This window comes from Haloglomus salinum (genome assembly GCF_024298825.1).
Taxonomy (GTDB): Archaea; Halobacteriota; Halobacteria; order Halobacteriales; family Haloarculaceae; genus Haloglomus; species Haloglomus salinum.
Genome location: NZ_CP101153.1, coordinates 4,095,770 through 4,118,989 on the forward strand (window position 1 = coordinate 4,095,770; position 23,220 = coordinate 4,118,989).

At 69.4% G+C, this 23,220-nt stretch carries 20 protein-coding genes; 12 read left to right on the forward strand and 8 right to left on the reverse strand.

The features are described from left to right. Positions 1–88 precede the first annotated feature (88 nt). Positions 89–2,266: a ribosome rescue protein RqcH gene (gene rqcH, locus NL115_RS20055; protein WP_254831090.1), complete on the reverse strand. Its 2,178-nt coding sequence runs from the start codon at positions 2,264–2,266 to the stop codon at positions 89–91. 398 nt (positions 2,267–2,664) lie between these two features. Between rqcH and NL115_RS20060 the strand changes: the two genes are divergently transcribed. After that, positions 2,665–2,919 (forward strand): MTH865 family protein, encoded by a 255-nt coding sequence (locus tag NL115_RS20060; protein WP_254824751.1) that lies wholly within the window; start codon positions 2,665–2,667, stop codon positions 2,917–2,919. 198 nt (positions 2,920–3,117) lie between these two features. Next, complete coding sequence (locus tag NL115_RS20065) at positions 3,118–5,133, forward strand: AMP-dependent synthetase/ligase (protein ID WP_254831091.1); 2,016 nt, start codon at positions 3,118–3,120, stop codon at positions 5,131–5,133. A gap of 323 nt (positions 5,134–5,456) precedes the next feature. Here NL115_RS20065 and NL115_RS20070 read toward each other — a convergent pair whose 3' ends face one another. The 3 genes from NL115_RS20070 to thiC all read right to left on the reverse strand — a co-directional run bounded on the left by NL115_RS20070 (position 5,457) and on the right by thiC (position 9,683). Beyond that, positions 5,457–6,107, reverse strand: a complete 651-nt coding sequence (locus NL115_RS20070; RefSeq protein ID WP_254831092.1) for a helix-turn-helix domain-containing protein — start codon at positions 6,105–6,107, stop codon at positions 5,457–5,459. Positions 6,108–6,742: 635 nt separating this feature from the next. Beyond that, entirely contained in the window at positions 6,743–7,936 is a 1,194-nt protein-coding gene (locus NL115_RS20075) for a pyridoxal-phosphate-dependent aminotransferase family protein (protein ID WP_254831093.1), read from the reverse strand. 76 nt (positions 7,937–8,012) lie between these two features. Continuing rightward, positions 8,013–9,683, reverse strand: coding sequence for a phosphomethylpyrimidine synthase ThiC (gene thiC / locus NL115_RS20080; RefSeq protein ID WP_350355263.1), 1,671 nt, complete (start codon positions 9,681–9,683; stop codon positions 8,013–8,015). Here thiC and NL115_RS20085 point away from each other — a divergent pair. Next, complete coding sequence (locus NL115_RS20085; protein ID WP_254831095.1) at positions 9,577–10,524, forward strand: thiamine-phosphate synthase family protein; 948 nt, start codon at positions 9,577–9,579, stop codon at positions 10,522–10,524. The two genes, thiC and NL115_RS20085, sit on opposite strands and share 107 nt — an antisense overlap. Before the next feature lie 358 nt (positions 10,525–10,882). Beyond that, on the forward strand, positions 10,883–11,263 hold the full coding sequence (locus tag NL115_RS20090; protein ID WP_254831096.1) for a DUF7522 family protein: 381 nt from the start codon (positions 10,883–10,885) through the stop codon (positions 11,261–11,263). A gap of 12 nt (positions 11,264–11,275) precedes the next feature. Here the strand turns inward: NL115_RS20090 and pyrI are convergent, their stop codons facing one another. Beyond that, positions 11,276–11,743 carry an aspartate carbamoyltransferase regulatory subunit gene (gene pyrI, locus NL115_RS20095; protein ID WP_254831097.1) on the reverse strand — a complete coding sequence of 156 codons (468 nt, stop codon included), beginning with the start codon at positions 11,741–11,743 and terminating at the stop codon, positions 11,276–11,278. Continuing rightward, positions 11,740–12,657, reverse strand: a complete 918-nt coding sequence (gene pyrB, locus NL115_RS20100) for an aspartate carbamoyltransferase (protein WP_254831098.1) — start codon at positions 12,655–12,657, stop codon at positions 11,740–11,742. The genes pyrI and pyrB overlap by 4 nt, the downstream gene beginning before the upstream one ends. 224 nt (positions 12,658–12,881) lie before the next feature. Between pyrB and NL115_RS20105 the strand changes: the two genes are divergently transcribed. From NL115_RS20105 to NL115_RS20115, 3 genes are all read left to right on the forward strand, one after another. Further along, positions 12,882–13,508, forward strand: a complete 627-nt coding sequence (locus NL115_RS20105; RefSeq protein ID WP_254831099.1) for an RAD55 family ATPase — start codon at positions 12,882–12,884, stop codon at positions 13,506–13,508. 86 nt (positions 13,509–13,594) lie between these two features. Next, positions 13,595–14,017, forward strand: a complete 423-nt coding sequence (locus NL115_RS20110) for a DUF488 family protein, N3 subclade (RefSeq protein ID WP_254831100.1) — start codon at positions 13,595–13,597, stop codon at positions 14,015–14,017. Positions 14,018–14,084: 67 nt separating this feature from the next. After that, complete coding sequence (locus NL115_RS20115) at positions 14,085–14,510, forward strand: TlpA family protein disulfide reductase (protein ID WP_254831101.1); 426 nt, start codon at positions 14,085–14,087, stop codon at positions 14,508–14,510. A gap of 116 nt (positions 14,511–14,626) precedes the next feature. Here the strand turns inward: NL115_RS20115 and NL115_RS20120 are convergent, their stop codons facing one another. Continuing rightward, entirely contained in the window at positions 14,627–16,837 is a 2,211-nt protein-coding gene (locus NL115_RS20120) for a thioredoxin domain-containing protein (RefSeq protein ID WP_254831102.1), read from the reverse strand. 110 nt (positions 16,838–16,947) lie between these two features. Between NL115_RS20120 and NL115_RS20125 the strand changes: the two genes are divergently transcribed. From NL115_RS20125 to NL115_RS20145, 5 genes are all read left to right on the forward strand, one after another. Next, entirely contained in the window at positions 16,948–17,844 is an 897-nt protein-coding gene (locus NL115_RS20125; RefSeq protein ID WP_254831103.1) for an esterase/lipase family protein, read from the forward strand. A gap of 57 nt (positions 17,845–17,901) precedes the next feature. Continuing rightward, positions 17,902–19,218 carry a phosphoribosylamine--glycine ligase gene (gene purD / locus NL115_RS20130; protein ID WP_254831104.1) on the forward strand — a complete coding sequence of 439 codons (1,317 nt, stop codon included), beginning with the start codon at positions 17,902–17,904 and terminating at the stop codon, positions 19,216–19,218. 182 nt (positions 19,219–19,400) lie between these two features. After that, complete coding sequence (locus NL115_RS20135; protein ID WP_254831105.1) at positions 19,401–21,320, forward strand: DEAD/DEAH box helicase family protein; 1,920 nt, start codon at positions 19,401–19,403, stop codon at positions 21,318–21,320. Between the two features lies 1 nt (position 21,321). Further along, the gene (locus NL115_RS20140) at positions 21,322–21,780 is read left to right on the forward strand and encodes an SRPBCC family protein (RefSeq protein WP_254831106.1); all 459 of its coding nucleotides are present in this window, start codon (positions 21,322–21,324) and stop codon (positions 21,778–21,780) included. A 79-nt stretch (positions 21,781–21,859) separates the two neighbouring features. After that, positions 21,860–22,408, forward strand: a complete 549-nt coding sequence (locus NL115_RS20145; RefSeq protein WP_350355330.1) for an acyltransferase — start codon at positions 21,860–21,862, stop codon at positions 22,406–22,408. Between the two features lie 12 nt (positions 22,409–22,420). Here NL115_RS20145 and NL115_RS20150 read toward each other — a convergent pair whose 3' ends face one another. Beyond that, a complete protein-coding gene (locus NL115_RS20150) occupies positions 22,421–23,218 on the reverse strand; it encodes a mechanosensitive ion channel domain-containing protein (RefSeq protein WP_254831107.1) in 798 nt (265 codons plus the stop codon). Positions 23,219–23,220: the final 2 nt, after the last annotated feature.

Sequence of the window (23,220 nt, forward strand, 5' to 3'; positions counted from 1 at the left end):
TTCTGGGATATAAACTTATACCGGGCGACGATACGTAGTCGGGCGCCTCGATACTGACGGAAGTGACCGTTTCGTCGGGGAGAACGCCCTACTCGTCGACTACCGTGGAGCCGCCGGGCGGACAGAACTCCTGGACGCGGTCGGCGCTGGCGACCTTCCGGACGAACGACTGGTCGGCGAAGCGCTCGCGGAACTTCCGGTAGACCATCTTCGCGATATCGTTTTGGGCGTACTGCCCGGGTTCGAGGCGAACGCTGGTCACGGTCCGCTCCTCGATGGGGGCGGGCGGGCCGCCGACGACCCTCGATTCGGGTTCGACCTGGATGCCGACGGCGACCTCCGCCTCGACATCCTCGAAGTAGGTGCGGTCGCCACGGACGGCGAAGCCGCCCTTCTCCAGGTACTCGCCGGATTCGGGCGTCTTCGACACCTGGTCGGGGTCGACCATGTAGGCGTCCCCCGCGAAGCGGCCGTCCTTCCAGACCGAGGAGTAGGCGACGGCGAACTGTGCGGCCTCCTCCTTCGATCGCTGTGGGATGTCGATGTCCGTCGCGGCCTCGCTCGGGCCGGTCGCCTTCAGAATCGTGACTGGGCCGCCGTGGGCCTGCGTGTGGAAGAACAGGTCTCCGCGGTCCATGTACTTCTTGACGAGTTCCTCGTTCTGGTCGGCGTTGCGCCCACCGATGACGAGGAAGCCGTCGGAGGTGTGGAACCAGCGGAACCGCTCGTACCACTGCTCGTCGCTCCGGATGGGGATGGAGCTCCGCTGGAGCCACTCCGCGTCGCTCACCTCGTCGTCCCCGTCCCCCTCCTGGTCGTCGACCTCCTCCTCCTCGTCGCGGGCCTGCCACTCCTCGCGGCGCCGCTTCACCGCCTCGAGGTCCTCGCGGGTGTCCTCGATGGCGGCCTGTGCGCCCTCCTTCTTGTCGGCGATGCGCTTGGCCTCGGTATAGAGCCGGTCGGCGTTCTTCTCGACGCCGTCCGCGACCTCGACGGTCACCTCGTGGTCGTCCAGCGCGAGCGTAACGGTCCCCTCGGCTCCGTCCACGCCCACGACGGCCTCCGCGGCCGGAATGCCCTGCTCGGCGCCCTCGGCGAACCGCTCCTCGATAGCGTCCCAGGCGCGGTCCTCCTCGCGGGCCGCGCGCACGGTCGAGAGCACGTCGTCGACGAGGTCGTAGTTGGCGTACAGCAGTTCGGCCTTCTCGCGCTCCTGCTGGGCCTGCTCCTCGAACTCCTCGATGGCGTTCTCCTGCTGCTCGATGATGCGCTCGTGTTTGGCGATCTCCGACTCGAAGTCCGGGCGGTCACGTCCGCCACCACCGCCACCCTCTCCCGCGCCGACCGATTCGTGTTCCAGTCGGTGGAAGTAGTCCGCCAGCGCCTCGTTGAAGTCGTCGAACGCCTCGGCGTGGAGCCCCTCGGCCTCGTGTTCCTCCATCGGGACGGGCGTCACGTCCACGACGCGGCGGGGCGGTTCTTCCTCCGCTTTCCCACCCTCGGCCGCGTCCTCGACCGCTTCCGTGTACACGCGCGGGTCGAGGTCGCCCTCCTTGATGCGGGCCCGGAGGCGGTCCCAGGCGTCGTAGAGGGCGTCGTACTCCTCGCGCTCGGCGGCCGCGATGTCCTTGACCATCTCGACGCCGGCGCGCCGGCAGAGCTCCTCGGCCCAGAGGCCCCCGAAGTTGAGCTGCGTCGCGACGGTGCGGACGATGTCCGAGTCCGACTGGTCCATCCGTCGGGCGAACGCCTCCTGGTCGGCTTCGAGGGGGTCGAACCGGGAGTCGGGGAAGTCGTAGGTCGAGCCCGGAGCGACGGTCCGGGACTTCAACCGGACGGTGTCGAGCGAGGAGACGACCTCGCGCTCGGGGTCCAGCACCGCGACGTTGCCGTCACCGAACAGCTCGAAGACCAGCGTCGTGTTCTCGTCGTCGCGCTCGAACTCCACGCTGATGATGCGGTCGAACTCGAACTGGCGTACGTCGACGAGGTCGGCACCCGACAGACGGTTGCGCAGCATCATCGCGAAGTTCGGTGGCCGCCCCGGCGCGTCCGGAACGCGTTCGGGGTCGACGAGATGGACCCGTTTCGGGTCGCGTACCTCCGCCAGTAGTTCGAGGCGGCCGGCGTCGAAGTCCCGCAGCTTCAGCCGGACGAGGTCGTCCTCGTACAGGTAGGCCTTGTCCAGCTTGGCCCCCCGGTAGCTCCGGAGTTCGCGGACCAGCGCCGCACAGTCCACGCTGGTCAGGGCGCGTTTCTGCTCCATGCCCGGACTGTGGCGGTCGCTCGGATAGGCGTGTCGGGTCGGGGACCCGACTCGCCCCGGGCCGGGAAGGGGGCCTCGAATCAAAACGAACCGCAGAACTGCGGGCACAGGGTCGAGTGGATGGCTCGCCTGGAACAGGTATGAACGACGACGTACGGAGAGCGATGCGGCGGGTGGTGAAGCAGGAGGTCGAGGCGGCGGACAGCGTCGTCCGGAAAGGGGAGCTCCCCGAGCGGCGGCTCGCCGAGCGGGTCGACTCGTACGGTGACGTGGCCCGGGCGTGGCTTCGGGGGCGGGCCCGCGACCGTTTCTCACCGATGGCGACCGGACTCGGACTAAAAAACCCGCAGTTGACAGGCAGTAATGATACACCCGAGGGCGACGAGATGCAGGTTGCTATGGCGGACAAGGAGAACGTACGACAGCAGTTCCGTGAAGCGTTCGAGGGTGCGGATTACCCCGTCAACAGCCCGATGGACCTCGTGCCGGCCCTGCCGAACGGCCCCGGCACGACGTTCGAGATCGGCGACGAGACCATCACCGCGATGGAGCTCAACCAGGAGGCCTCCGGGCAGGCCGACTATCCCTACGATAGCGTCGACGAGCTGGTCGACGCCCTCGTCGACGGGATGGAAGACGAAGGCTACTTCTAGAGCCACGCGCTCTCCCGAGCGCGGACTTCTCGCCCGTGTCGTCGACCAGCGACGGCAGTGGGTGTGTCGGCACGAGCCCGCCCCAATGAGTGACCCGGTTATCCCCGGATTGTGGCGGGTAGCGGCCGCGCTCGCGCCGAAGCGCGATGTGCGAACCGAAGGACATAGGGTGCCACGGTCGACAAGCCGGGCGTATAGATGCAGGACCTGGATGGGACCATCGGATACGGACGGGGGGAGCCGGACTGGCTCCGCGCAGAACGGGAGTACGACGACGAGGTCATCGGCGACGACACGCTGGGCGAGCTCTTCGTCGCCAGCGCCCGCCGGAACGGCCGCCGGGACGCACAGTGGTACAAGGGCGGGGTCTACGACCGCACGATGGCCGGTGTCGCCTACCCGGAGGCGCTCGACGGCGAGTTCGCCTCGCTCACGTACGCGGATATGCTGGACGTGGTCCAGAACCTCTCGGCCGGCTTCGTCGACATCGGCGTCGAGCACGGCGACCGCGTCGGGATGTTCGCCAACACGCGGATGGAGTGGGCCCAGTGTGACTTCGCACTGCTGTCGGCCGGCGCGACCGTCACGACGGTCTACACGGAGTCCGAGCCGCCGCGGGTGCAGTACCTGCTGGGCGACCCCGGTGCGACGGGGGTCGTCTGCGAGAACGCGGAACTGCTGAGCCGGGTCGTCGAGGTGGAGGACGAACTGGATGTCGAGTTCGCCGTCGTGATGGACGAGTTCGAGGCGCCGGAGACGGACCTCGACGTGTACTCGCTCGCGGACGTGTACGAGCGCGGGCAGTCCGCCTTCGACGAGGACGCGTTCGAGGCGCGTCTCGACGCCTGCGAACTCGACGACCTCGCCTCGCTGGTCTACACCTCCGGGACGACCGGCGACCCGAAGGGCGTGATGTTGACCCACGGGAACTTCCGCGCGAACGTCAACCAGGTCCGCAAGCGCTTCGGCCCCCGGCCCGACAAGGACGAGGACACGCCGGTCATCGACAGGAACACCCGCACGCTCTCCTTCCTGCCGCTGGCGCACGTCTTCGAGCGGCTGGCCGGGCACTTCTCGATGTTCGCGACCGGCGGCACCGTCGCGTACGCCGAGTCGCCGGACACGGTGGGCGACGACCTGGAGAAGGTCCAGCCCTCGGGCGCGACCAGCGTCCCGCGCGTCTACGAGCGCATCTTCGACCAGATGCGCGAGCAGGCCTCCGGGTCCGACGTGAAAGAACGCATCTTCCAGTGGTCGCTCGACGTGGCCCGCGACTACGGCCGTATCAAGCGCGACCCCGACGAGGAACCGGACCTCGGCCTGCGCGTCAAGCACGCCATCGCCGACAAACTGGTGTACAGCGACGTCCGCGAGGGCGTGGGCGGGCGCATCGACTCGTTCATCTCCGGTGGCGGCTCGCTCTCGAAGGAACTCGCCCAGATGTTCGACGGGATGGACATCCCCATCAACGAGGGGTACGGGCTGACCGAGACCTCGCCCGTCGTCTCTACGAACCCGGCCGAGGCGCCCAAGCACGGCACACTGGGCCCGCCGGTCGTGGATTGTGAGGTGACGGTCGACGAGTCGGTCGTCAGCCAGGAGCGCCGCGAGAACGCCGACGGGCAGGTGGGCGAACTGCTCGTCCGCGGGCCGAACGTCACGCAGGGCTACTGGAACAAGCCCGAGGCGACCGAGGACGCGTTCACCGAGGCCGAGGACGGCGGCGACCCGTGGTTCCGGACCGGCGACATCATCACGATCGACGAGGACGGCTACCTCGTCTACACGGACCGGCTGAAGACGCTGGTCGTGCTGGACACCGGGAAGAACGTCGCTCCACAGCCCATCGAGGACGAGTTCTCCACCTCCGAGCGCGTCGAGCAGGTGATGGTGACCGGCGACGACGAGAAGTTCATCGGCGCCATCATCGTCCCGAACTTCGAACAGGTGCGCCGCTGGGCCGACAAGCAGGGTATCGACCTCCCCGACGACAGCGAGGGCATCTGCGAGGACGACCGCGTCCGCGAGTACATCGAGGAGGAGGTCGACCGCGTCAACGCCGAGTTCCCGAAGCACTCCCGCATCAAGCAGTTCGAACTCGTCCCGGTCGAGTGGACCGCCGAGAACGACTACCTCACGCCGTCGATGAAGAAGAAACGCCGCGCCATCCGCGACGGCTTCCAGGAGTACATCGACAGCATCTACGAGGACTGAGCGGGCGTTTCGGTGGTGAGCTCGGCAACGTCAGCGTGCATAGTCGAGCTTTTTTGACGGCTCGGGTACCGCTTGCCCGGCGGCCCATGGCCGCCGGGCTGCGGGTACCACTCGCCGCAAAAAACATTCAGAAAAAATGCCTGCCCTCGACTCGGGCCCGACGGCCTCCTGCCGCCAGGACCCTCGTCTCGGGCAGGAGGAACTCGCTCGCTTCGCTCGCGAGTATGCACCAGCACAGACCGGCTGCCCGGATTCATTTCGAATGGATTGGTGGTGGAACCCAATTGTAACTACACGCCCTACAGTCACAGAACCAGCCCGTTCTACGGCACGAGCCGCTTCAGCACCGTCGACTCGATCTTCCGGAGGTGCTCGCCGACCGTCCCCGAGGAGAGGTCCAGTTCGTCGGCGAGTTCCTGGTAGTTGGTCTGCCGGGGCTCCTCGTAGTAGCCCATCTCGACCGCGGTCCGGAGGATCTCCCGCTGGCGCTCGGTGAGCTGGTCGCCGGACTCGGACTGTTCGGGGTCGTACTCGCCGGTCGAGAGGAACTTCAGCCCCAGCCCGTCGGGCACGTCCTTGATGGCCTCGCGGATGGCACGCTGGTTGCCGATGGCCCGGACCTCCAGCGCCCCGCGGTCGGTGTAGCGCATCGGCGTGTCCAGCACCAGCTCGCGACGCTGGGGCACGCTGTACAGCTGCTGGAGCTCCTCATCGGCGGTGATGCGCGAGTACGAGAAGATGCCCGTCTCCGAGACCGAGAGGTCGTACGAGATGATGTCCGGGTCGTCGCCGACGAGCTCCTCCAGCCGGTCGGCGTCGCCGGAGAACTCCAGCAGCACGACCGCGGAGCCGTCTTCGAGGACGTTGAAGTGGTGGATGGCCTCCCGGTGCACGTCGGGGTCGTCGGCGACGGCCGCGACGGCCGGGTGGAGATATCGACCCCGCGGGATGAGTAGAAAATCGACGTACCTCATATCTGCGGTTCGAGGGGTCCAGCGTCTTGAGGGTTGCGGGCTGCAGGGAGGAGGAGGAGAGGTGGCAGCACACTTTCCAGACCCCGGTACTTCACCATTTATCCAGCGCATATATCCTCAGTTACTCCCACTGGAAGTGGAATTTCGTGGTACAATGATTATCGTCGGCTCGGTTCAGCACGACGGCGGGAATAGCTCCGAAGCCCTCGCACGCTGCGGGGCCGGGCCTCACTGTCTCCGGAAATCGAAGGTTTCCGGGATGACGAGAGAGCTTTGCTCTCTCGAACCACGCTCCTCGCTCACTGGCTTCGCTCGTCCGCTGTGGTGCTTACGTCGGCCGGGCTCCCGGAGAGTGCTCGCCCTTCGAGTCCGCCAGGGACCGCAGATTCGTCAGTCGGGTCGTACGAGCCTCACGCCTCCCCAACCGCCTGCACTCCTCGCTCCGGTCGCTTCGCTCCCGTCGCTGCGGTGCTCAGCCACCGGCAGAGCAAGCTCTGCCGAGCCCTCGCTCGCTTACACTCGCGAGGACCTCGCACGGTGTGCGGCGGCTGGCCTCCGGCACAGCCGCCAGCGCGCGCCCGTTCGACTGACGGAGAGTGATGGGCGGGAGAGAACATCGGTCACGCTCGGGGACGCTAGTTGCTCCGCAGCGACTCGCGGACGGTCGCGAGTCCGGCGTCGGCGTCGACGTCGACGCCCAGCGCGAGCAGCGAGTCGCCCAGCGCGGCCACGAGTGCGGTCACGTTGTCCGGCGTGGCGCCGTGGCCCATACAGCCCACACGCAGCACCTCGCCCGCGAGGTCGCCGAGGCCGCCGGCAATCTCGATTCCGTGCTCCTCCAGCATCCGGTCGATGACATCGCCCGGTTCGACGTGGGCGGCCTCGGGGAGGCGGGCGGTGTTGAGCGAGGGGAGCCACCAGTCCGGCTCGGCGACGGGGGCGAGCCCCATCGCGGCCAGGCCCTCGCGGAGCGCGCCAGCGACGCGCTCGTGGCGGGCCCACCGGTCTTCGAGGCCCTCCTCGGCGACGAGTCGGAGCGATTCGCGCAGCGCGTACACGTTGGAGACGGGCGCAGTGTGGTGGTAGGCCCGCTCCTCACCCCAGTAGTCGTCCAGCAGCGTGAGGTCGAGATACCACGAGCGCGGGCGCTCCTCGCGGGACTGCACCCGTTCCATCGCCGCGTGGTTGAGCGAGAGCGGCGACGCACCCGGCGGACAGGAGAGGCACTTCTGCCCGGCCGAGTACGCGGCGTCGACACCCCAGTCGTCCATCCGGAACTCCACGCCGCCCAGCGAGGTGACCACGTCCGCGACGACGAGCGCGTCGTTGTCGTGGGCGATGTCGGTGAGTGCGGGCACGTCGGGCTGGCGGACGCCCGTCGAGGTCTCGGCGTGGACGAACCCGAACAGGTCCGGGTCGTGCTCGGCGAAGGCCGCCTGCACGTCGTCGGGGTCGAGCGGTTCGCCCCAGGGCGCGTCGACCCGCACGGGGTCGCCACCGGCACGCCGGACCATCGCGGCCATCCGGCCACCGAAGTAGCCGTTCGAGGGCACGAGAACGGTGTCACCGGGGCGCGTGAGGTTGCCGATGGCGGCCTCCATCGCCGCGCTCCCGGTGCCCGAAACCGGGATGGTCCACTTGTTGTCGGTCTGGAGGACGTAGCGCAGCAGCTCCTGGGTCTCGTCCATCACGTCGAGGAACGCGGGGTCGAGGTGGCCGACGGGCGGGGCCGCCATCGCGCGGAGGGTGCGCGGATGGACCTCACTCGGGCCGGGACCCATCAGCAGGCGGTCCGGTGGCGACAGTTCGCCGACCTGTGGGCGTTGCATGTGCGGCCGTCCGGGACCCGGCGACATAAACGCGGCCGTTCAGGACGACCCCGGTGATTTCCGTGAGCAGGACGCCTCAATCGTCGGCTGTGCCCTCGCGCTCGTCGCCCCGTGGCCACTCCGGAACCTGGCTGGTGTCGTGGCTCCCGGTCGGGGGCAGGTTCACGGCGGCCGCCGCCGACGTCTCGAGGTCGGTCTCCTGACCGATGGCGTCCAGTTCGTCGGCGCCGTCGGTGTCACGGGCGTCCTGGTCGATGCGCATCGAACAGAACTCCGCACCGCACATCGAGCAGAAGCGCGCCTCCTTGTAGTTGTCACCCGGGAGCGACTGGTCGTGGAACGCCCGGGCACGCTCGGGGTCCAGTGCCAGCTCGAACTGCCGGCGCCAGTCGAACGCGTACCGGGCCTCGGAGAGGGCGTCGTCCCAGTCGCGGGCACCGGGCCGGCCGTTCGCAACGTCGGCTGCGTGGGCGGCGATACGGTAGGCCGCCAGCCCGTCACGGACATCCTCGCGCTCGGGCAGCCCGAGATGCTCTTTGGGCGTGACGTAGCAGAGCATCGCGGCGCCTGCACGAGCGGCCTCCGTCGCACCGATGGCACTGGTGATGTGGTCGTAGCCCGGCGCCACGTCGGTCACCAGCGGCCCGAGCACGTAGAACGGCGCCCCGTCACAGACCTCCTGCTGGCGTTCGACGTTGTCGGCCACCTCGTCGAGCGGGACGTGGCCCGGCCCCTCGACCATCACCTGCACCCCGTGGCTCCACGCGGTCCGGGTCAGCTCGCCGAGAGTCTCGAGTTCGGCGAACTGGGCGGCGTCGGAGGCGTCCGCCAGGCTCCCCGGGCGGAGTCCGTCGCCCAGCGAGACCGTCACGTCGTGCTCGACGAACACCTCGCAGATATCCTCGAACGCCGTGAACAGCGGGTTCTGCTCGCCGTGGGCCTCCATCCACTTCGCGAGGATGGACCCGCCACGGGAGACGATACCCGTCGTCCGGCCGTCGGTCAGAGGGAGATGCTCCAGCAGCACGCCGGCGTGGATGGTCATGTAGTCGACACCCTGGCGGGCCTGCTTCTCGATGACCTCGAGGAGCAGGTCGGGCGTGATGTCCTCGGGGCTGCCGGCCCGCTTGAGCGCCTCGTAGATGGGCACCGTCCCCACCGGGACGGGCGAGTGCTCGACGTTGGCCGCCCGGATGGCGTCGAGGTTCTCGCCGGTCGAGAGGTCCATCACCGTGTCCGCACCGTAATGGACCGCGGTGTGAAGCTTCTCCAGCTCCGTCTCGGGGTCGCTGGTCGTCTCGCTGTTCCCGATGTTGGCGTTGACCTTCGTCGCGAACTCGCGGCCGATGCCCATCGGGTCCAGAGACTCGTGGGCGTGGTTGCTGGGGACGACGGCCTGCCCCTCGGCGACCTGCTCGCGGACGAACTCGGCGTCTCGATTCTCGCGCGCTGCAACGCGCTCCATCGCCGGCGTGACCTCCCCGGCACGAGCCCGCTGGAGCTGGGTGCGGTTCGACATGGTACAACTAGCTTGTATTATCGAGTTATTGTAAAGCCGGCGGTGGGCGCGGTACCCGCCGTCGTCGGGGGCCCCGGCGTCGACCCGTGCGTTGAAGCGGGGTGGGGTCGACGTGTCGGCCATGTCGCTGGTGCTGCCCGAGGAGATAGTCGTCGAGCGCCTCCTCCCGACGCTACGGGTGGAACTCGCCCGTGACCTCTCGGACCGCGGCCTCACGCAGGCCGACATCGCCGACCGGCTCGGCGTGACCCAGGCCGCCGTCAGCAACTACCTCTCGGGCGACCCGGCCGTGGAGGAACGCTTCGTCGAGAACGAGCGGTTCCAGCGGACCGTCGAGCACATCGGCGCCGGCTTCGCTGACGGCTCGATGGACGGGTACGAGGCGCTCGCGGAGACGATGGAACTGGTGCGCGCGTTCGAGGACCGAGGACCGATCTGTGCCGTTCACGAGGCGGAGATGCCGGCGCTGGAGGGACTGGGCTGTGACCTCTGCGTCCGCGGCGCCGACGAGGCCCTCTCCGAGGAGCGTCGCGTCCTGGCGAACGTCCGGAAGGCGACCCGCCGGTTGCAGGACATCGAGGGCGCGGCGAGGTTCATCCCGAGCGTCGGGACCAACGTCGGGATGGGACTTCCCGCCCCCGCGGACCCGACGGACGTGGCGGCGGTCCCGGGGCGGGTCATCGCCGTCCGAGGGCGCGTGACGGTCCCTGCGAACCCGGAGTTCGGCGCGAGCGAACACGTCGCGAACGCGGTGCTCGCCGCCACGGCCGCCGACCCGACGGTCCGGGGAGCGCTCAACGTGGCGACCGACGACCGGCTGCTGGCGGCCGCACGCGAGGCGGGGTACGACCCGCTGCTGGTGGACGCGGAGGCGGACGCTCGCGACCGGTTCACGACCCCGTTCGCCGAGCACGGGGACGTGCCGCCTGTGGTCTACCACCGCGGCGCGTACGGCGTCGAGCCCATCACCTACGTGTTCGGACCGTCGGCCGTCGACGCGGTCGCCCGACTGGGCGAACTGGTCGGGCGCGCCATCGGACCCGCCGACGGCGACGGCCCCGGCGAGTAGCATACGGTCGCCGACTCGCGGAGGACGCCCCCGCTCCCCTGCCCCCGCCCCCGCTCCCCTGCCCCCGCCCCCGCTCCCCTGCCCCCGCCCCCGCTCCCCTGCCCCCGCCCCCGCTCCCCTGCCCCCGCCCCCGCTCCCCTGCCCCCGCCCCCGCTCCCCTGCCCCCGCCCCCGCTCCCCTGCCCCCGCCCCCGCTCCCCTGCCCCCGCCCCCGCTCCCCTGCCCCCGCCCCCGCCGACACCCGATGGTACACGCCTGCTTGCGGCCGTGACGCCGTGACCACGACCCCACATTTATATACGCACACAAGAGATTGGAAATATGGCTCGGAAGGGAGGCACCGAGGTGGAGCCGGGGTCATGACCGAGGCCGCTGCACGACGTATCGTGGAGTACCTCCGGGACCGTATCGGACGAGAGCTCCGGACGGTCGTCATCGTCCGGGAGGCGGACTGGGAGATCTACTACCTCCGGGACGACCTCCAGCGCGAGTACACACGTGAGTCCTTCGGCGAGGTCGTCGACCACTTCCAGCTCGACGCTCCGAAACAGCCCCCCGACGTGGCGGAGTGGCCCGTCGGGGGGCGTCGCGGGGTCGTCCACTACCACGAGACGGCGTTCGTCGTCCAGTTTCCGGTATCGGATACGGAGAGCATCCTGATCAGTCTCACGCCGGAGGTCGGCCAGGACCTGCTGGCGTTCATGGAGGCCTGCCGGAACCTCATCGAGGACGACGGCTGAGGGCAGGCGGAGTCAGTCGGTCGCGATGTGTTCCGCGAGGTCCTCGCGGAGGATGGTGTCACAGTACCCACAGCGGACGGCGTCGTCGAGCACGTCGAAGCGGGACTCGACCGGTTCGCCCTCCGTGCTGATACAGTTCGCGTTCGGACAGGAGAGGATGCCCGTCACGACCTCCGGCCGGGTGACACGGGACTTCTCGACCACGTCGTACTCGCGGACGATATTGATGCTCGCGGCCGGAGCGATGAGCGAGAGCACGTCGACCTCCGCGGGGCTCAACTCGCGTCCCTCCACCTTCACGATGTCCTTGCGCCCGAGACGGTCGGAGGGGACGTTCATCCCGACCGAAATCTCCTCGCCGCCGGAGCCGTCGATGCCGAGGATGGCCAGCACGTTGAGCGCCTGCCCGGCCGCGATGTGGTCGATGACGGTGCCGTTCTTGATCTTCGAGACGCGGAGCTCCTGGTTCGAGTCGCTCATCGCCCATCACCCCCATCACCGGGGAGCATCATGTCCAGTAGCGCCATCCGCACGGGGACGCCGTTGTGTGCCTGGTCGAAGTAGGTGGCGTACTCCGTCTCGTCGACATCCGGGGCGATCTCGTCGACGCGGGGGAGCGGATGCATCACGGTCAGGTCGTCCCTGGCGGCGTCGAGCGTCTCGGCGTCGATACGGTACTCGCCGGCGACCTGGCGGTACTCGTTCTCGTCGGGGAAGCGCTCGCGCTGGATGCGCGTGACGTACAGCACGTCGAGTTCGGGGAGGACTCCCCCCAGCTCCGTGTGCTCGCGCACGTCGGCGCCTGCCTCGTGGAGGTCGTAGCGGACGTTCTTCGGGAGGCGGAGCGACTCGGGGCTGATGAAGTGCTGGCGGACGTCGAACTCGGTGAGCGCGCCCGCGAGCGAGTGGACCGTCCGGCCGTACTTCAGGTCGCCCATGATGCCGACCGTGATATCGTCGAGGCCGGCGTTCTCCCGGATGGTGTACAGGTCGAGCAGCGTCTGGGTCGGGTGCTGGCCGGCACCGTCGCCCGCGTTGATGACCGGCACGTCGACGAACTCGCTGGCCAGTTTGGCGGCACCTTCGCTGGGATGCCGGAGGACGAGCGCGTCGGCGTAGCCCGCCACAACGCGGACGGTGTCGGCGAGCGACTCGCCCTTCTTGACCGACGAGGACTCGACGGTCCCCATGTCGACGGTGTCGCCGCCGAGGCGTTTCATCGCGGTGTCGAAGCTCATCTTCGTCCGCGTGGACGGCTCGAAGAACAGCAGCCCGAGCAGGTCGTCGTCCCGGGCGACGCGCTCGCCGGCATCGAACTCGGCGGCGCGGTCCAGCACCGCCTCCACGTCGCCCCGCGACAGCTGTCTGGCGCTGATGAGGTGATCGTGCCGCATTACCGGAACCGCCGCCCCCCGCCGCCTTGAATCTCCCGACCCCACGGACCGTATTTGAAGCCGCGTTGATGTCCGGGCGTAGCTCCGCCGTTCGCCGTCCTGGGCGCCCACCAGATATCGGCCATAGACGCCCACAGACGCCACAATTCGACAGTCCCCGGTTCGAGATATCGCCCCGAAAAGGCCAGAACTGTTAAACCGAAGTAGATAGTAACCACTCCTCAATGGCGGACCGGCTACGGACAGGAATCGAGGTGCTCGACCGCAAGCTCGATGGAGGAATCCCTGCCGGTAGCATCGTCGCCCTCACCGCCGACCCCGCAAGTCAGGCCGAACTGTTCCTCTACGAACTCACGGCCACACGCGGGACGCTCTACATCTCCCTCGACCGGACCGGCGACGCCGTCACGGACTCCATCGCCAACTCCCCCACCGCGACCGGGAGCCCGACGGTCCGCGACGTGGCCGGCGAGGCACCGCTGGACAACGCGGCCAAACTGGTCTCGGCGCTCCCCGAATCGTCGAACCTCATCGTCGACCCGCTGAACATCCTCGAGAGCCAGGAGCCCGCCCGCTTCCGGAACTTCATGAACGAGCTCCAGAACCACATCTACAACACGGGCTCGCTGGCGCTCCTGCACTGTCTCGATGGCCACTACATCCCGGACCTGCGCGATACGACACTCCACATGTCGGATATCGTCTTCGACCTGAAGACCATCGAGAGCGGCGACAACATCGAGAACCGCCTCGCCGTCCCCAAGTTCCGCGGCGGGCGGGCGCTCAACGACATCATCAAGCTGGAGCTGTCCGAGGAGGTCGCCATCGACACCTCCCGGGACATCGCGTAGGAACCCCAGACACTCGGGTGGGCCCGTCCCCTCGGGCGGTTGAACCGTCGCCAGATTCACCATCGGCGCGCGTCGACCCTCGACCGATGACCGGGACCCTGGACGAGACATACGTCGCGGCGCTCCAGCACGACCTGGTCGAGCCCGGGGATGCGACGCTCGTCGGGGTCGTCCGTCGCCCGACGGGCTGGTTCCGGGCCGCGACCGACGAGAACCGGCCGGCACTCGGCCCCCCGGAGGCACTCCTCGAGGAAGCCAAGGACCGGACCGAGGAGCTGAAGCGCCGGGGGATGTGCGACGAGGGGGCGCACAACGCTGCGTGGGAGGAGACCGACTTCGCTCGGCGCTACCGCGAGTTCCTCGACGCCGACGACACGGCACACGACGCCCTCGACAACCTCGCCGCCCGTGTCGACGACGGCGAGGACGTCTGGCTGGTCTGCTTCGAGGGCGACGGGAAGCGGTGTCACCGCCACACGCTCCTCGCGTACCTCCGCGAGCAGTTCTGACGCCGGCCGGTCGGCGGCGACTCCCGGGAGCGCGGCGCTTAACCCGCGCGGCGCCGTCACTCCGTGTATGGTCGACCAACGCAACGAGGCGACGGAGCCCGCCGGTGACCGACTGGAGACGATGCGGCCGAATCCGGCCTGGGACGAGGAGTCCTACGCCGACGCCGTGGAGACGCTGGCGGCACTCCCCGGCGATACCGTCGTGAAGGTGTGGGGCGGCGACTGGTGCAAGGACTGCCGCAAGCAGCTCCCGGACTTCGGCGCCGCCCTGGAGGCCGCCGGCATCACCGGCGACCGCGTCGAACACCACCCCGTCGAGAAGGCCGAGGACGGCTCGAAGGTCGGCCCGCAGGTCGAGGCGTACGACATCGAACTCATCCCGACCGTCGTGGTCGAAGCCGGCGACGGCGAGGAGCTCGCGCGCTTCGTCGAGGAGGAGCCCGTCCCCATCGTCGTCGCGCTCGCCGAGCAACTCGGCTCCCGGGATAGCTGACGACGACACAACAGCTGCCGAGCCATATTCGTAAACCGATAATAGTTTTAATTACTTGCCTATTTCTCTTTTTCCCGTCCGAATATCGAGACATCAGCAGAACGCAGCGGGACGGCTCAGTCCTCGCTTCCAGGCCCGAGGTCCGCTGCCCACTCCAGGGCTTCCGCGAGGTCGTGGGTCGGCGGCGAGCAGGTCCGCGACCGGCAGGCGTACACCGTCGGCTCGCCGTCGCGGGCCTCGCGGCCGGCCCAGATGGGCGGTGCCGCGTCGACGCCGAGGGTGTCGAGCCAGTCGCCGAGCGCGCCGTCCGCCGCGGGCCGTCGGGCGAGCAGGCGCTCGGGCAGGTAGGTGGTCGCGAGCGTGGTCCGCCACGCCTCGGGCAGGTCACCAGCGACGGTGAGTTCCAGCGGCCCGACGGCCACGTCGTCGGCCGCCAGCGTCAGCGTCGGGTGCTTGAGCGGGTTCTCCTCCAGGGTAGTGGCGTGGGTTCCGACGACGCTCGCAGCGACCTCGCCGAATCGGTCGTGGTCGACGAAGCCGTCGAGGGCGGCGAGCAGGCGGGTGGCGACGCCCGCGCTGGACGGTGTCGAGGAGTCACCGAGCTCCTGCGGCCGCGCGACCAGCGACTCCCCGCCGGCGGGCGTGAAGTAGAGCGTTCCCTGCTCCGCGTCCCAGAAGGAGTCCTCGATGCACCGTGCCAGGTCGAGTGCGAACGCGAGGTGCTCGACATCGCCGGTCGCCTCGTAGCACGCCAGCGCGCCGCGGCCGAGGAAGGCGTAGTCCTCGAGGTAGCCGTCGATGCCGGCGTCGCCGTCCTTCCAGCGCCGCTGGAGGCGACCGACCGTGTCGTCGGCATCCGCGTCGGCGCCGGCGGCCGGCACGCCCTCGGGGTCCCACAGTCGCTCGTGCACGAACGCGAGCGCGTCCGTGGCGAGGTCGGCCCAGCGGTCGTCCTCAAGGACGAGCGCCCCCTCGGCGAGGGCGGCGACAGCGAGGCCGTTCCAGCCCGCGAGGACCTTCTCGTCGCGTCGCGGCCGGGGTCGGTCGGAGCGAGCTGCCTGCAGCGTCCCGGTGGCCGCATCGAGACGCTCGCGGGCCGCTGCCTCGTCGAGACCGTGCTCGTCGGCGAGGGCCGGGACCGACGTGGCGAGCGTCAACACCGATAGCCCAGCCTCGAAGTTGCCGGGCTCGGTCACGCCGAAGCGGTCACAGCAGAGGTCGGCGTCGAGGTCGTCGTGGTCGCCGTACTCGTCGAGGGCGTTCCGTATCTCGTCGGGTGTCCAGGCGTAGAAGGCGCCCTCCTCGACCTCACCGGCCCCGCCCTCACGGTGGTCGAGTGGCGGGCTCCGGGCGTCGAGCGTGGCGTAGAAACCGCCCTCGGGGTGGCGCATCTCGGCGTCGAGGAAGTCGAACGTCTCCCGGACGACCTCGGCGTAGCGCTCGTCGCCCGTGACCTGGTAGCCGGCGAGGAACGCGCGGGGGATCTCGGCGTTGTCGTACAGCATCTTCTCGAAGTGGGGAACCGTCCACGAGCGGTCCGTACAGTAGCGGTGGAAGCCGCCGCCGAGGTGGTCGTACAGGCCACGGTTCGCCATCGCGACCAGCGTCTCCTCGACGACCGCGCGGTAGGGTCCGCGTCCCGTGCGCTGGTGGGCACGCAGGAGGACGTGGAGGCGGCCGGGCTGGGGGAACTTCTGTCCCCGGCCGAAGCCGCCGTGCTCGCGGTCGGCCGACCGGAGCGCCGCGGACGCGGCCACGTCGAGGAAGTCGGCGTCCGGCGACTCGGCGGGCTGGTCGGGCACCGCCTCCAGTTCGCCGCGGGCAGCGGCAGCCCACTGCTCGGCGCGGTCCTCGATATCCTCGCGCTCCGCGGGGTCCGACCAGTTCTCCCGGACGTCGCGCAGCAGCTGCAGGAAACCGGGCTGGCCCCGTTTCGGTTCCTTCGGGAAGTAGGTTCCCACGTAGAACGGCTTCCCCTCGGGCGTGAGGAACACGGAGAGGGGCCACCCCGCCTGCCCGCGGACGAGCTGGCAGACGGTGATGTACAGCGAGTCGATGTCCGGGCGCTCCTCGCGGTCGACCTTGATGGGAACGAACGACTCGTTGAGAACCTCGGCCACCTCCTCGTCCTCGAAGCTCTCCTCTTCCATCACGTGACACCAGTGGCAGGCCGAGTAGCCGATAGAGAGGAAGATGGGGACGTCCTGCTCGCGGGCGGCCGCGAGCGCCTCGTCGTCCCAGGGCTGCCAGTTGACGGGGTTGTCGGCGTGCTGCTGGAGGTACGGGGAGGCGGCGTCGTCCAGACGATTGCGGTCGACGGTGGGCATGGACGGGGGTTCGGCGGGGACGCGCAAAAGGCATCTGCCGAGCAGTTGCCAGCGGCCGACAGCCGCCGAGTGAACGAAACACATATACGGCCCGGGCGTGCCGTGCGAACGTGTCTCTTGCCAACGGCTCACAGACCTGGCCGTTCTCTGCCGACCTGCGGGCGAACCTGCGGGAACTGAAGCGAGCACGGCGGCACGGTGGCTGTCACGTCGAGTGCGACCGCGAGCGGGGCAACGCCACGCGGCTCCCCTGGAACACCGGCGGACTGTACGGCGGCTGGGGTGGGCACGCCCACCACGGCACCGAACCGGGGACGGAACGGACGCCCGTCGTGTTCGTCCACGGGAACCAGCGCGACGCCTGCGACTGGGAGGCCCACGCCGAGTTCTTCCTGCAGCGCGGCTATCTCGGCGACGAGTTGTGGGCCGTGACCTTCCGCGACGGGAGCCCCAGCCACCGCGAGATGGCGGCATCGCTGGCGGACTTCGTCGACCAGGTCCGCAACGAGACGGGTGCCGACGAGGTGTCGGTGGTAGCCCACAGCCTCGGGGTGACCGGCGTCCGGTGGTGGCTCTCGGAGTACGACGAGCACGACCACGTCGACAGCATGGTCGGCCTCGCCGGCGCCAACCATGGCTCCGTACTGAACCGGTGGGCCGACCGGGCCGGGATGTCCGATGGGACCTACAAGATGAGCCCGTTCCTCCGGGACGATTACCACCGTGACGAGGACCACCCGCTCGCGCGGCTGAACGCCGACGAGACGCCGGGCGACGTGGACTACTACACGCTCCGCGGGACCGAGGACCCGCTGTTCTGGGGCTGTCCGGAGAGTCCCGAGCTGGAGGGCGCGACCAACGTCGCGCTGGAGACCGACCACGACGGCGTCCGGACCGACCGGCGCGCCCGGGAACTGGTCTTCGAGTGGGTCGCCGGCGAGCATCCGTACGACCTCACCCTGCAGGTCGGCCTCCCCGACGGGGCGACGCGGTCCGACGACAGGTGACGCGGCCGCCACGGTCGGAAAGCAACCCTTAGGGGGCACCCGAACCCCGACTCGCCTATGAGCACGAGCAAGCACGAGCGGGTCCTGCTGGTCGGCGGCGGCGGGCGCGAGCACGCCGTCGCTCGGGCCGTCGACCGCGCCCAGGACGCCACGCTGTACGCCTGCGCGTCGAATCGAAATCCGGGCATCGACGCGCTGGCCGAGGAGTACCACCTCGTCGAGGCAGAGACCGACCCCGACGCGGTGGTCGGTGTCGCGCAGGACGTCGGCGCGACGCTGGCCGTCGTCGGGCCGGAGGCACCACTGCAGGCCGGCGTCACGGACGCCCTGGACGAGGCCGGCATCTACGCGTTCGCGCCGAAGGCCGACGAAGCCCGCATCGAGACGGACAAGCGCTTCCAGCGCGAGTTCATGCGCGATGAGGACATCCCGGGCTGCCCGGCGTTCGAAGCGTTCGAGGACGCCGACGAAGCCGCCGACTACGTTGCCTCGGTGGACCACGACGTCGCGGTCAAGCCCCGCGGACTCACGGGCGGCAAGGGCGTCCGCGTGACGGGCGACCAGCTCACCCAGTCCGAGGCCGTCGACTACGTCCGCGAGAGCGACTACGACGAGTGGGTCGTCGAGGAGCGCCTCGTCGGCGAGGAGTTCACCGTCCAGGCGTTCGTCGCCAACGGCTCGGTTCGCACCTCCCCAGCGGTGCAGGACCACAAGCGCGCCTACGAGGGCGACGAGGGGCCCAACACCGGCGGGATGGGCTCGTACACGGACGCCTCGTTCGAACTGCCATTCATGACCGGCGCCGACTACGACGCCGCCGTCGAGGTCATCGAGGCCGTCGTCGAGGCGCTGCCGGACTACAAGGGCATCCTCTACGGTCAGTTCATGCTGACCGCCGAGGGGCCGAAGGTGGTCGAGTTCAACGCCCGCTTCGGCGACCCGGAGGCGATGAACACGCTGCCCGTGCTGGAGACGGACTTCGTGGACCTCCTGCGTGACGCCCGCGCCGGGACGGAGCTCCCGGAACTCGCGTTCGACGCGCAGGCCACCGTCTGCAAGTACGCGGTGCCCGACGGCTACCCCACCGACCCCGAAGCGGGGGCGGAGGTCCGCATCGACGAGGCGTCCGCCGCTGACGTGGGAGCCCAGCTGTTCTACGCGAGCGTCGACGCCCGCGACGACGGCATCTTCACGACGACCTCCCGGTCGTTCGCGGTGGTCGGCGTCGCCGACACCATCGCCGCGGCCGAGGAACTCGCCGAGGCCGCGCTCGCCGAGGCCGGCGAGGAAGGACTGCGCGTGCGCCACGACATCGGGACGGCCGACCTCGTCCAGTCGCGTATCGACCACATGAACGAGCTGCGCGGCGAGTAAGTCTGAGGGGTACGCTCTTCTCGATTTTTCTTCCAGATTCTCGTCGAAATCTCGCCGTATATCGAGAATCCTCTGCTGCCATCGATACCTGAACGGCGGCGGCACGACCACCCGAACCAGTCACTCCCAGTGCCGCCCTCGACACGTCGGGCTTTTGCGCACCGACCACCTACGATGCTCCAGTGACCGATTCGCAGGAGGAGGCCGACTCCGACCCCGACGGGGACGAGTCCCCCGAGGAACCCCACGCCGACTTCCCCATCGACGCGTTCTACGACCTGCTGGAGGACCGCGAGCGGCCCGTCGTGACGGCCACGGAGGTCGCGACGGCGCTGGACTGCTCGCACGCGACCGCCGAGGACGCCCTGGCCGAACTCGTCGCGGAGGGCCGCGTCGAGCGCCAGTCCGTCGAGAACGACCCGGTCGTCTTCTACCCGACCGACTGGAAGGAGACGCAGGGGCGCGAGCGGACCGTCGTCTTCCCGAACCGGCGCGAGGTCATCATCGACCAGCCGAGCCAGTTCACCCGCGCACAGCTCTCGACGTTCGCGCGGCTGGAGGATGTCAACGGCGAGCGCGGCTACCGCTACGTCGTCCGCGAAGACGACATCTGGCGCGCGCCCCAGGAGACGTTCGAGGGGCTCCAGCGCTCGATGCGGCAGGCGCTCGGCGGCCAGTACGAGGCGCTGGAGGAGTGGGCCGAGGGGCAGTGGGAGCGCGCCCGCAAGTTCCGGCTCTACACGCACGACGAGGGGTACGTCGTTCTCGCGGCGGCGAGCGCCGACCTGCTCGGCAACGTCGCCGAACAGCACCTCGAAGAGGGTGTCCTCCGGGCGCGCATCGACGACACGGAGGCGTGGGTCGCCGAGGACCGCACCGCCGAGGTCAAGCGGGCGCTGTACGAGGCCGGCTACCCGGTGCTGGACGAGCGCTCGCTCGACGAGGGCGATACGTTGCCGATGGACCTGCACCTGCAGCTACGCGACTACCAGAACGACTGGGTCAAGCGGTTCATCTCGAAGGGCTCGGGCGTCCTCGTCGGGCCACCGGGCTCCGGGAAGACCGTCGCCGCGATGGGCATCATGGCGGCCATCGAGGGCGAGACGCTCATCCTCGTCCCCTCGCGCGAACTCGCGAGCCAGTGGCACGACGAGTTGCTCACCCAGACCTCGCTCACCGAGGAGCAGGTCGGCGAGTACCACGGTGGCCGCAAGGAGGTCCGGCCGGTGACCATCGCCACCTACCAGACCGCCGGGATGGACCGCCACCGGCACCTGTTCGACGACCGCAAGTGGGGCCTCATCGTCTACGACGAGGTGCATCACATCCCGGCGCCCATCGCCCGGCGGAGCGCACAGTTGCAGACCAAACACCGGCTCGGGCTCAGCGCGAGCCCCATCCGGGAGGACGAGAAGGAGGACGAGATATTCACCCTCGTCGGGCCGCCCGTCGGGACGAACTGGGAGGCGCTGTTCGAGGCCGGCTACGTCGCCGAGCCCGAGGTGGAGATCCGCTTCGTCCCGTGGGCCAGCGACCTCCACGAGGACGAGTACGCCGCCGAGCACGGCCACGAACGCCGGATGGTCGCCGCCACCAACCCGGCGAAGGCCGCCGAGATAGCGGCCATCCGCCGCGACCACGTCGGCGAGAAGACGCTCATCTTCGTCGAGTACATCGACCAGGGGAACCGCCTGGCCGACGAACTCGACATCCCGTTCGTGAGCGGCGAGACGCCACACGCGCGCCGCCGCAAGCTGTTCGAGGAGTTCCGAACGGGGCCACGCGACGCGCTCATCGTGAGCCGCGTCGGCGACGAGGGCATCGACCTGCCCGGCGCGGAGGTGGCCATCGCCGCCTCGGGTCTGGGTGGCTCGCGACGGCAGGGCGCCCAGCGCGCCGGGCGGACGATGCGCCCGGTCGGGAAGGCCCGGATGTACGTGCTGGCGACACGGGGGACGAAGGAGGAGGAGTTCGCCCGCCAGCGAACCCGCCACCTCGCCGCGAAGGGCGTCCGGGTCCGGGAGCGCGACAGCGTCGCGTGGTCGTTCGAGGCCGGCGAAGCGACACAGGTCGAGGACCGGGACGCGTCGGCGGAGGACTGAGATGGGCCACGTCCACCGCCGGACCCGAATCGCCGCGCCGCGCGAGCGCGTGTTCGACCTCGCGCGACACGTCGAGGCGCACGTCGCCACGATGCCCGAGGAGGAAGCCGTCGAGGGGACCGGCCTGCTCGAACTCGGGGACCGGGTCACCTTCCGCCAGCGGCAGTTCGGCGTTCCCTTCGAGCTCACGGCCGAGGTCGTCGCGATGGACCGCCCGCGCTCGTTCCGCGACGAACAGGTGAGGGGCGTGTTCAGCGCACTCACGCACGAGCACACGTTCGAGCGGGATGGCGACGGGACCGTGATGGTCGACGAGGTGCGGTTCGAGCCACCCTTCGGCCCGCTGGGACCGCTCGTCGAGCCAGTCGCCGAGCACCGACTCCGGCAACTGGTGGATTACCACGCCGAGGCGCTGCGGCGGGTCGCCGAGGGCGACGACTGGCGTCGCTTCCTGGAGTGAGAGGGGGCGGCCAAACTACAAGCCACCACCCCATCAACGGCGGGACGTGAGCGACGACACCGAGTCGGACGGCGGCGACATCGACGCCGGCGAGCGGTCGGGGGACGGCGACCCCGGACGCGGCCACCGCCACGAGCGACTGGAACGCCACGCGACACCGGGGCCGAAGAACTCGCTCCAGCACTGGCGCGAGGCCAAATCCATCCCCACCATCGTCGTCAACTACCTCCTCGTCCTCGTGGCGCGGCTGGCGCCCGCGCTCCCGGTGAAGGCGTGGGCGCTCCGGCGCCTCGGCGTCACCGTCGGTTCGGGCGTCTCGTGGGGGCTCGAAGCGACGCCGGACGTGTTCTGGCCGGAGCACATCACCCTCGAGGACCACGTCATCGTCGGCTACGACGCGACCCTGCTCTGTCACGAGTTCCTGCAGGACGAGTACCGGACCGGCGAGGTCGTGCTCCGCGAACGCGCGATGCTCGGCGCGGGCGCCACCGTGCTCCCGGGCGTCGAAATCGGCGAGGGCGCCCAGGTCGCGGCCAACTCGCTGGTCGCCGAGGACGTTCCCGCCGGCGAGACGTGGGCCGGCGTGCCCGCCGAGCGGGTCGATGCGGACGGAACAGCGTCGGAGTGAGGGGTCACCGGGTCAGTCCCGGACGCGGACGATGCCGTTCTTGAACACCTGCCGGTTGGGCAGGATGAACTCGCGGCCGTCGCTCTCGATGCGCGTGACGAACACGTCCACCTCCTGGACGATGCCGCGCTGCCCGTCGATGACGACCTCGTCGCCGATGGTGTACGGCTCGTTGAGGACGAGGTAGAAGCCGGCCGCCGCCGAGGAGAGCATATCCTTGAACGCCAGCCCGCCGATGAAGAACACGCCGAAGGCGTAGGCGGCGAGCAGCACCAGCAACGCGGCGGTCGCGACGCCCAGCTGGCCGAGCGCGACGAGTGCTGCGACGTAGAAGATGCTGTACTTGACGACGAGCGGGAGCGCGTTCACCTCGGGGAGTTTCACGGAGCGGAGCCGCTCGCCGACGACGAGTTCGGCCTTGTCACCCAGAACGAGCCCGAGGATGACGACCAGCGCCGCCACGAACAGGCTCGGGAGGAAGTCCGCGAGCCGCTCGATGAGCAGCCCGGCGTTCACGACGCCCGCCACGCGGAGTGCGAAGACGGTGCCGACGGCGACGATGAACAGGCCGGAGAGCCGCGAGACGAGATTCACCGTCGAGGTGCCGAGCCGGCGGGCCGTCCGATCGAACAGTGTCCCCTCGACCTCCTCCGGAACGCCAGCATCCGTGAGCAGGCTGTTCAGGAGACGGGTGACGGCCAGCCCGAGCAGGAGCGCGGTGACGACGATGAGGCTGGCGACGAACAGCTCCAGCTCGCTCGTGAGCAGGCGCCGTAGGAGCCGGCGGAGCGCGGCGATCTGTCCGACCATGG

Coding starts and splice junctions, on each gene's coding strand:
- rqcH (WP_254831090.1), bottom strand. CDS start 2,266: ATGGAGCAGAAACGCGCCCTGACCAGCGTGGACTGTGCGGCGCTGGTC.
- NL115_RS20060 (WP_254824751.1), top strand. CDS start 2,665: ATGGCGGACAAGGAGAACGTACGACAGCAGTTCCGTGAAGCGTTCGAG.
- NL115_RS20065 (WP_254831091.1), top strand. CDS start 3,118: ATGCAGGACCTGGATGGGACCATCGGATACGGACGGGGGGAGCCGGAC.
- NL115_RS20070 (WP_254831092.1), bottom strand. CDS start 6,107: ATGAGGTACGTCGATTTTCTACTCATCCCGCGGGGTCGATATCTCCAC.
- NL115_RS20075 (WP_254831093.1), bottom strand. CDS start 7,936: ATGCAACGCCCACAGGTCGGCGAACTGTCGCCACCGGACCGCCTGCTG.
- NL115_RS20085 (WP_254831095.1), top strand. CDS start 9,577: ATGTCGCTGGTGCTGCCCGAGGAGATAGTCGTCGAGCGCCTCCTCCCG.
- thiC (WP_350355263.1), bottom strand. CDS start 9,683: ATGTCGGCCTGCGTGAGGCCGCGGTCCGAGAGGTCACGGGCGAGTTCC.
- NL115_RS20090 (WP_254831096.1), top strand. CDS start 10,883: ATGACCGAGGCCGCTGCACGACGTATCGTGGAGTACCTCCGGGACCGT.
- pyrI (WP_254831097.1), bottom strand. CDS start 11,743: ATGAGCGACTCGAACCAGGAGCTCCGCGTCTCGAAGATCAAGAACGGC.
- pyrB (WP_254831098.1), bottom strand. CDS start 12,657: ATGCGGCACGATCACCTCATCAGCGCCAGACAGCTGTCGCGGGGCGAC.
- NL115_RS20105 (WP_254831099.1), top strand. CDS start 12,882: ATGGCGGACCGGCTACGGACAGGAATCGAGGTGCTCGACCGCAAGCTC.
- NL115_RS20110 (WP_254831100.1), top strand. CDS start 13,595: ATGACCGGGACCCTGGACGAGACATACGTCGCGGCGCTCCAGCACGAC.
- NL115_RS20115 (WP_254831101.1), top strand. CDS start 14,085: ATGGTCGACCAACGCAACGAGGCGACGGAGCCCGCCGGTGACCGACTG.
- NL115_RS20120 (WP_254831102.1), bottom strand. CDS start 16,837: ATGCCCACCGTCGACCGCAATCGTCTGGACGACGCCGCCTCCCCGTAC.
- purD (WP_254831104.1), top strand. CDS start 17,902: ATGAGCACGAGCAAGCACGAGCGGGTCCTGCTGGTCGGCGGCGGCGGG.
- NL115_RS20140 (WP_254831106.1), top strand. CDS start 21,322: ATGGGCCACGTCCACCGCCGGACCCGAATCGCCGCGCCGCGCGAGCGC.
- NL115_RS20150 (WP_254831107.1), bottom strand. CDS start 23,218: ATGGTCGGACAGATCGCCGCGCTCCGCCGGCTCCTACGGCGCCTGCTC.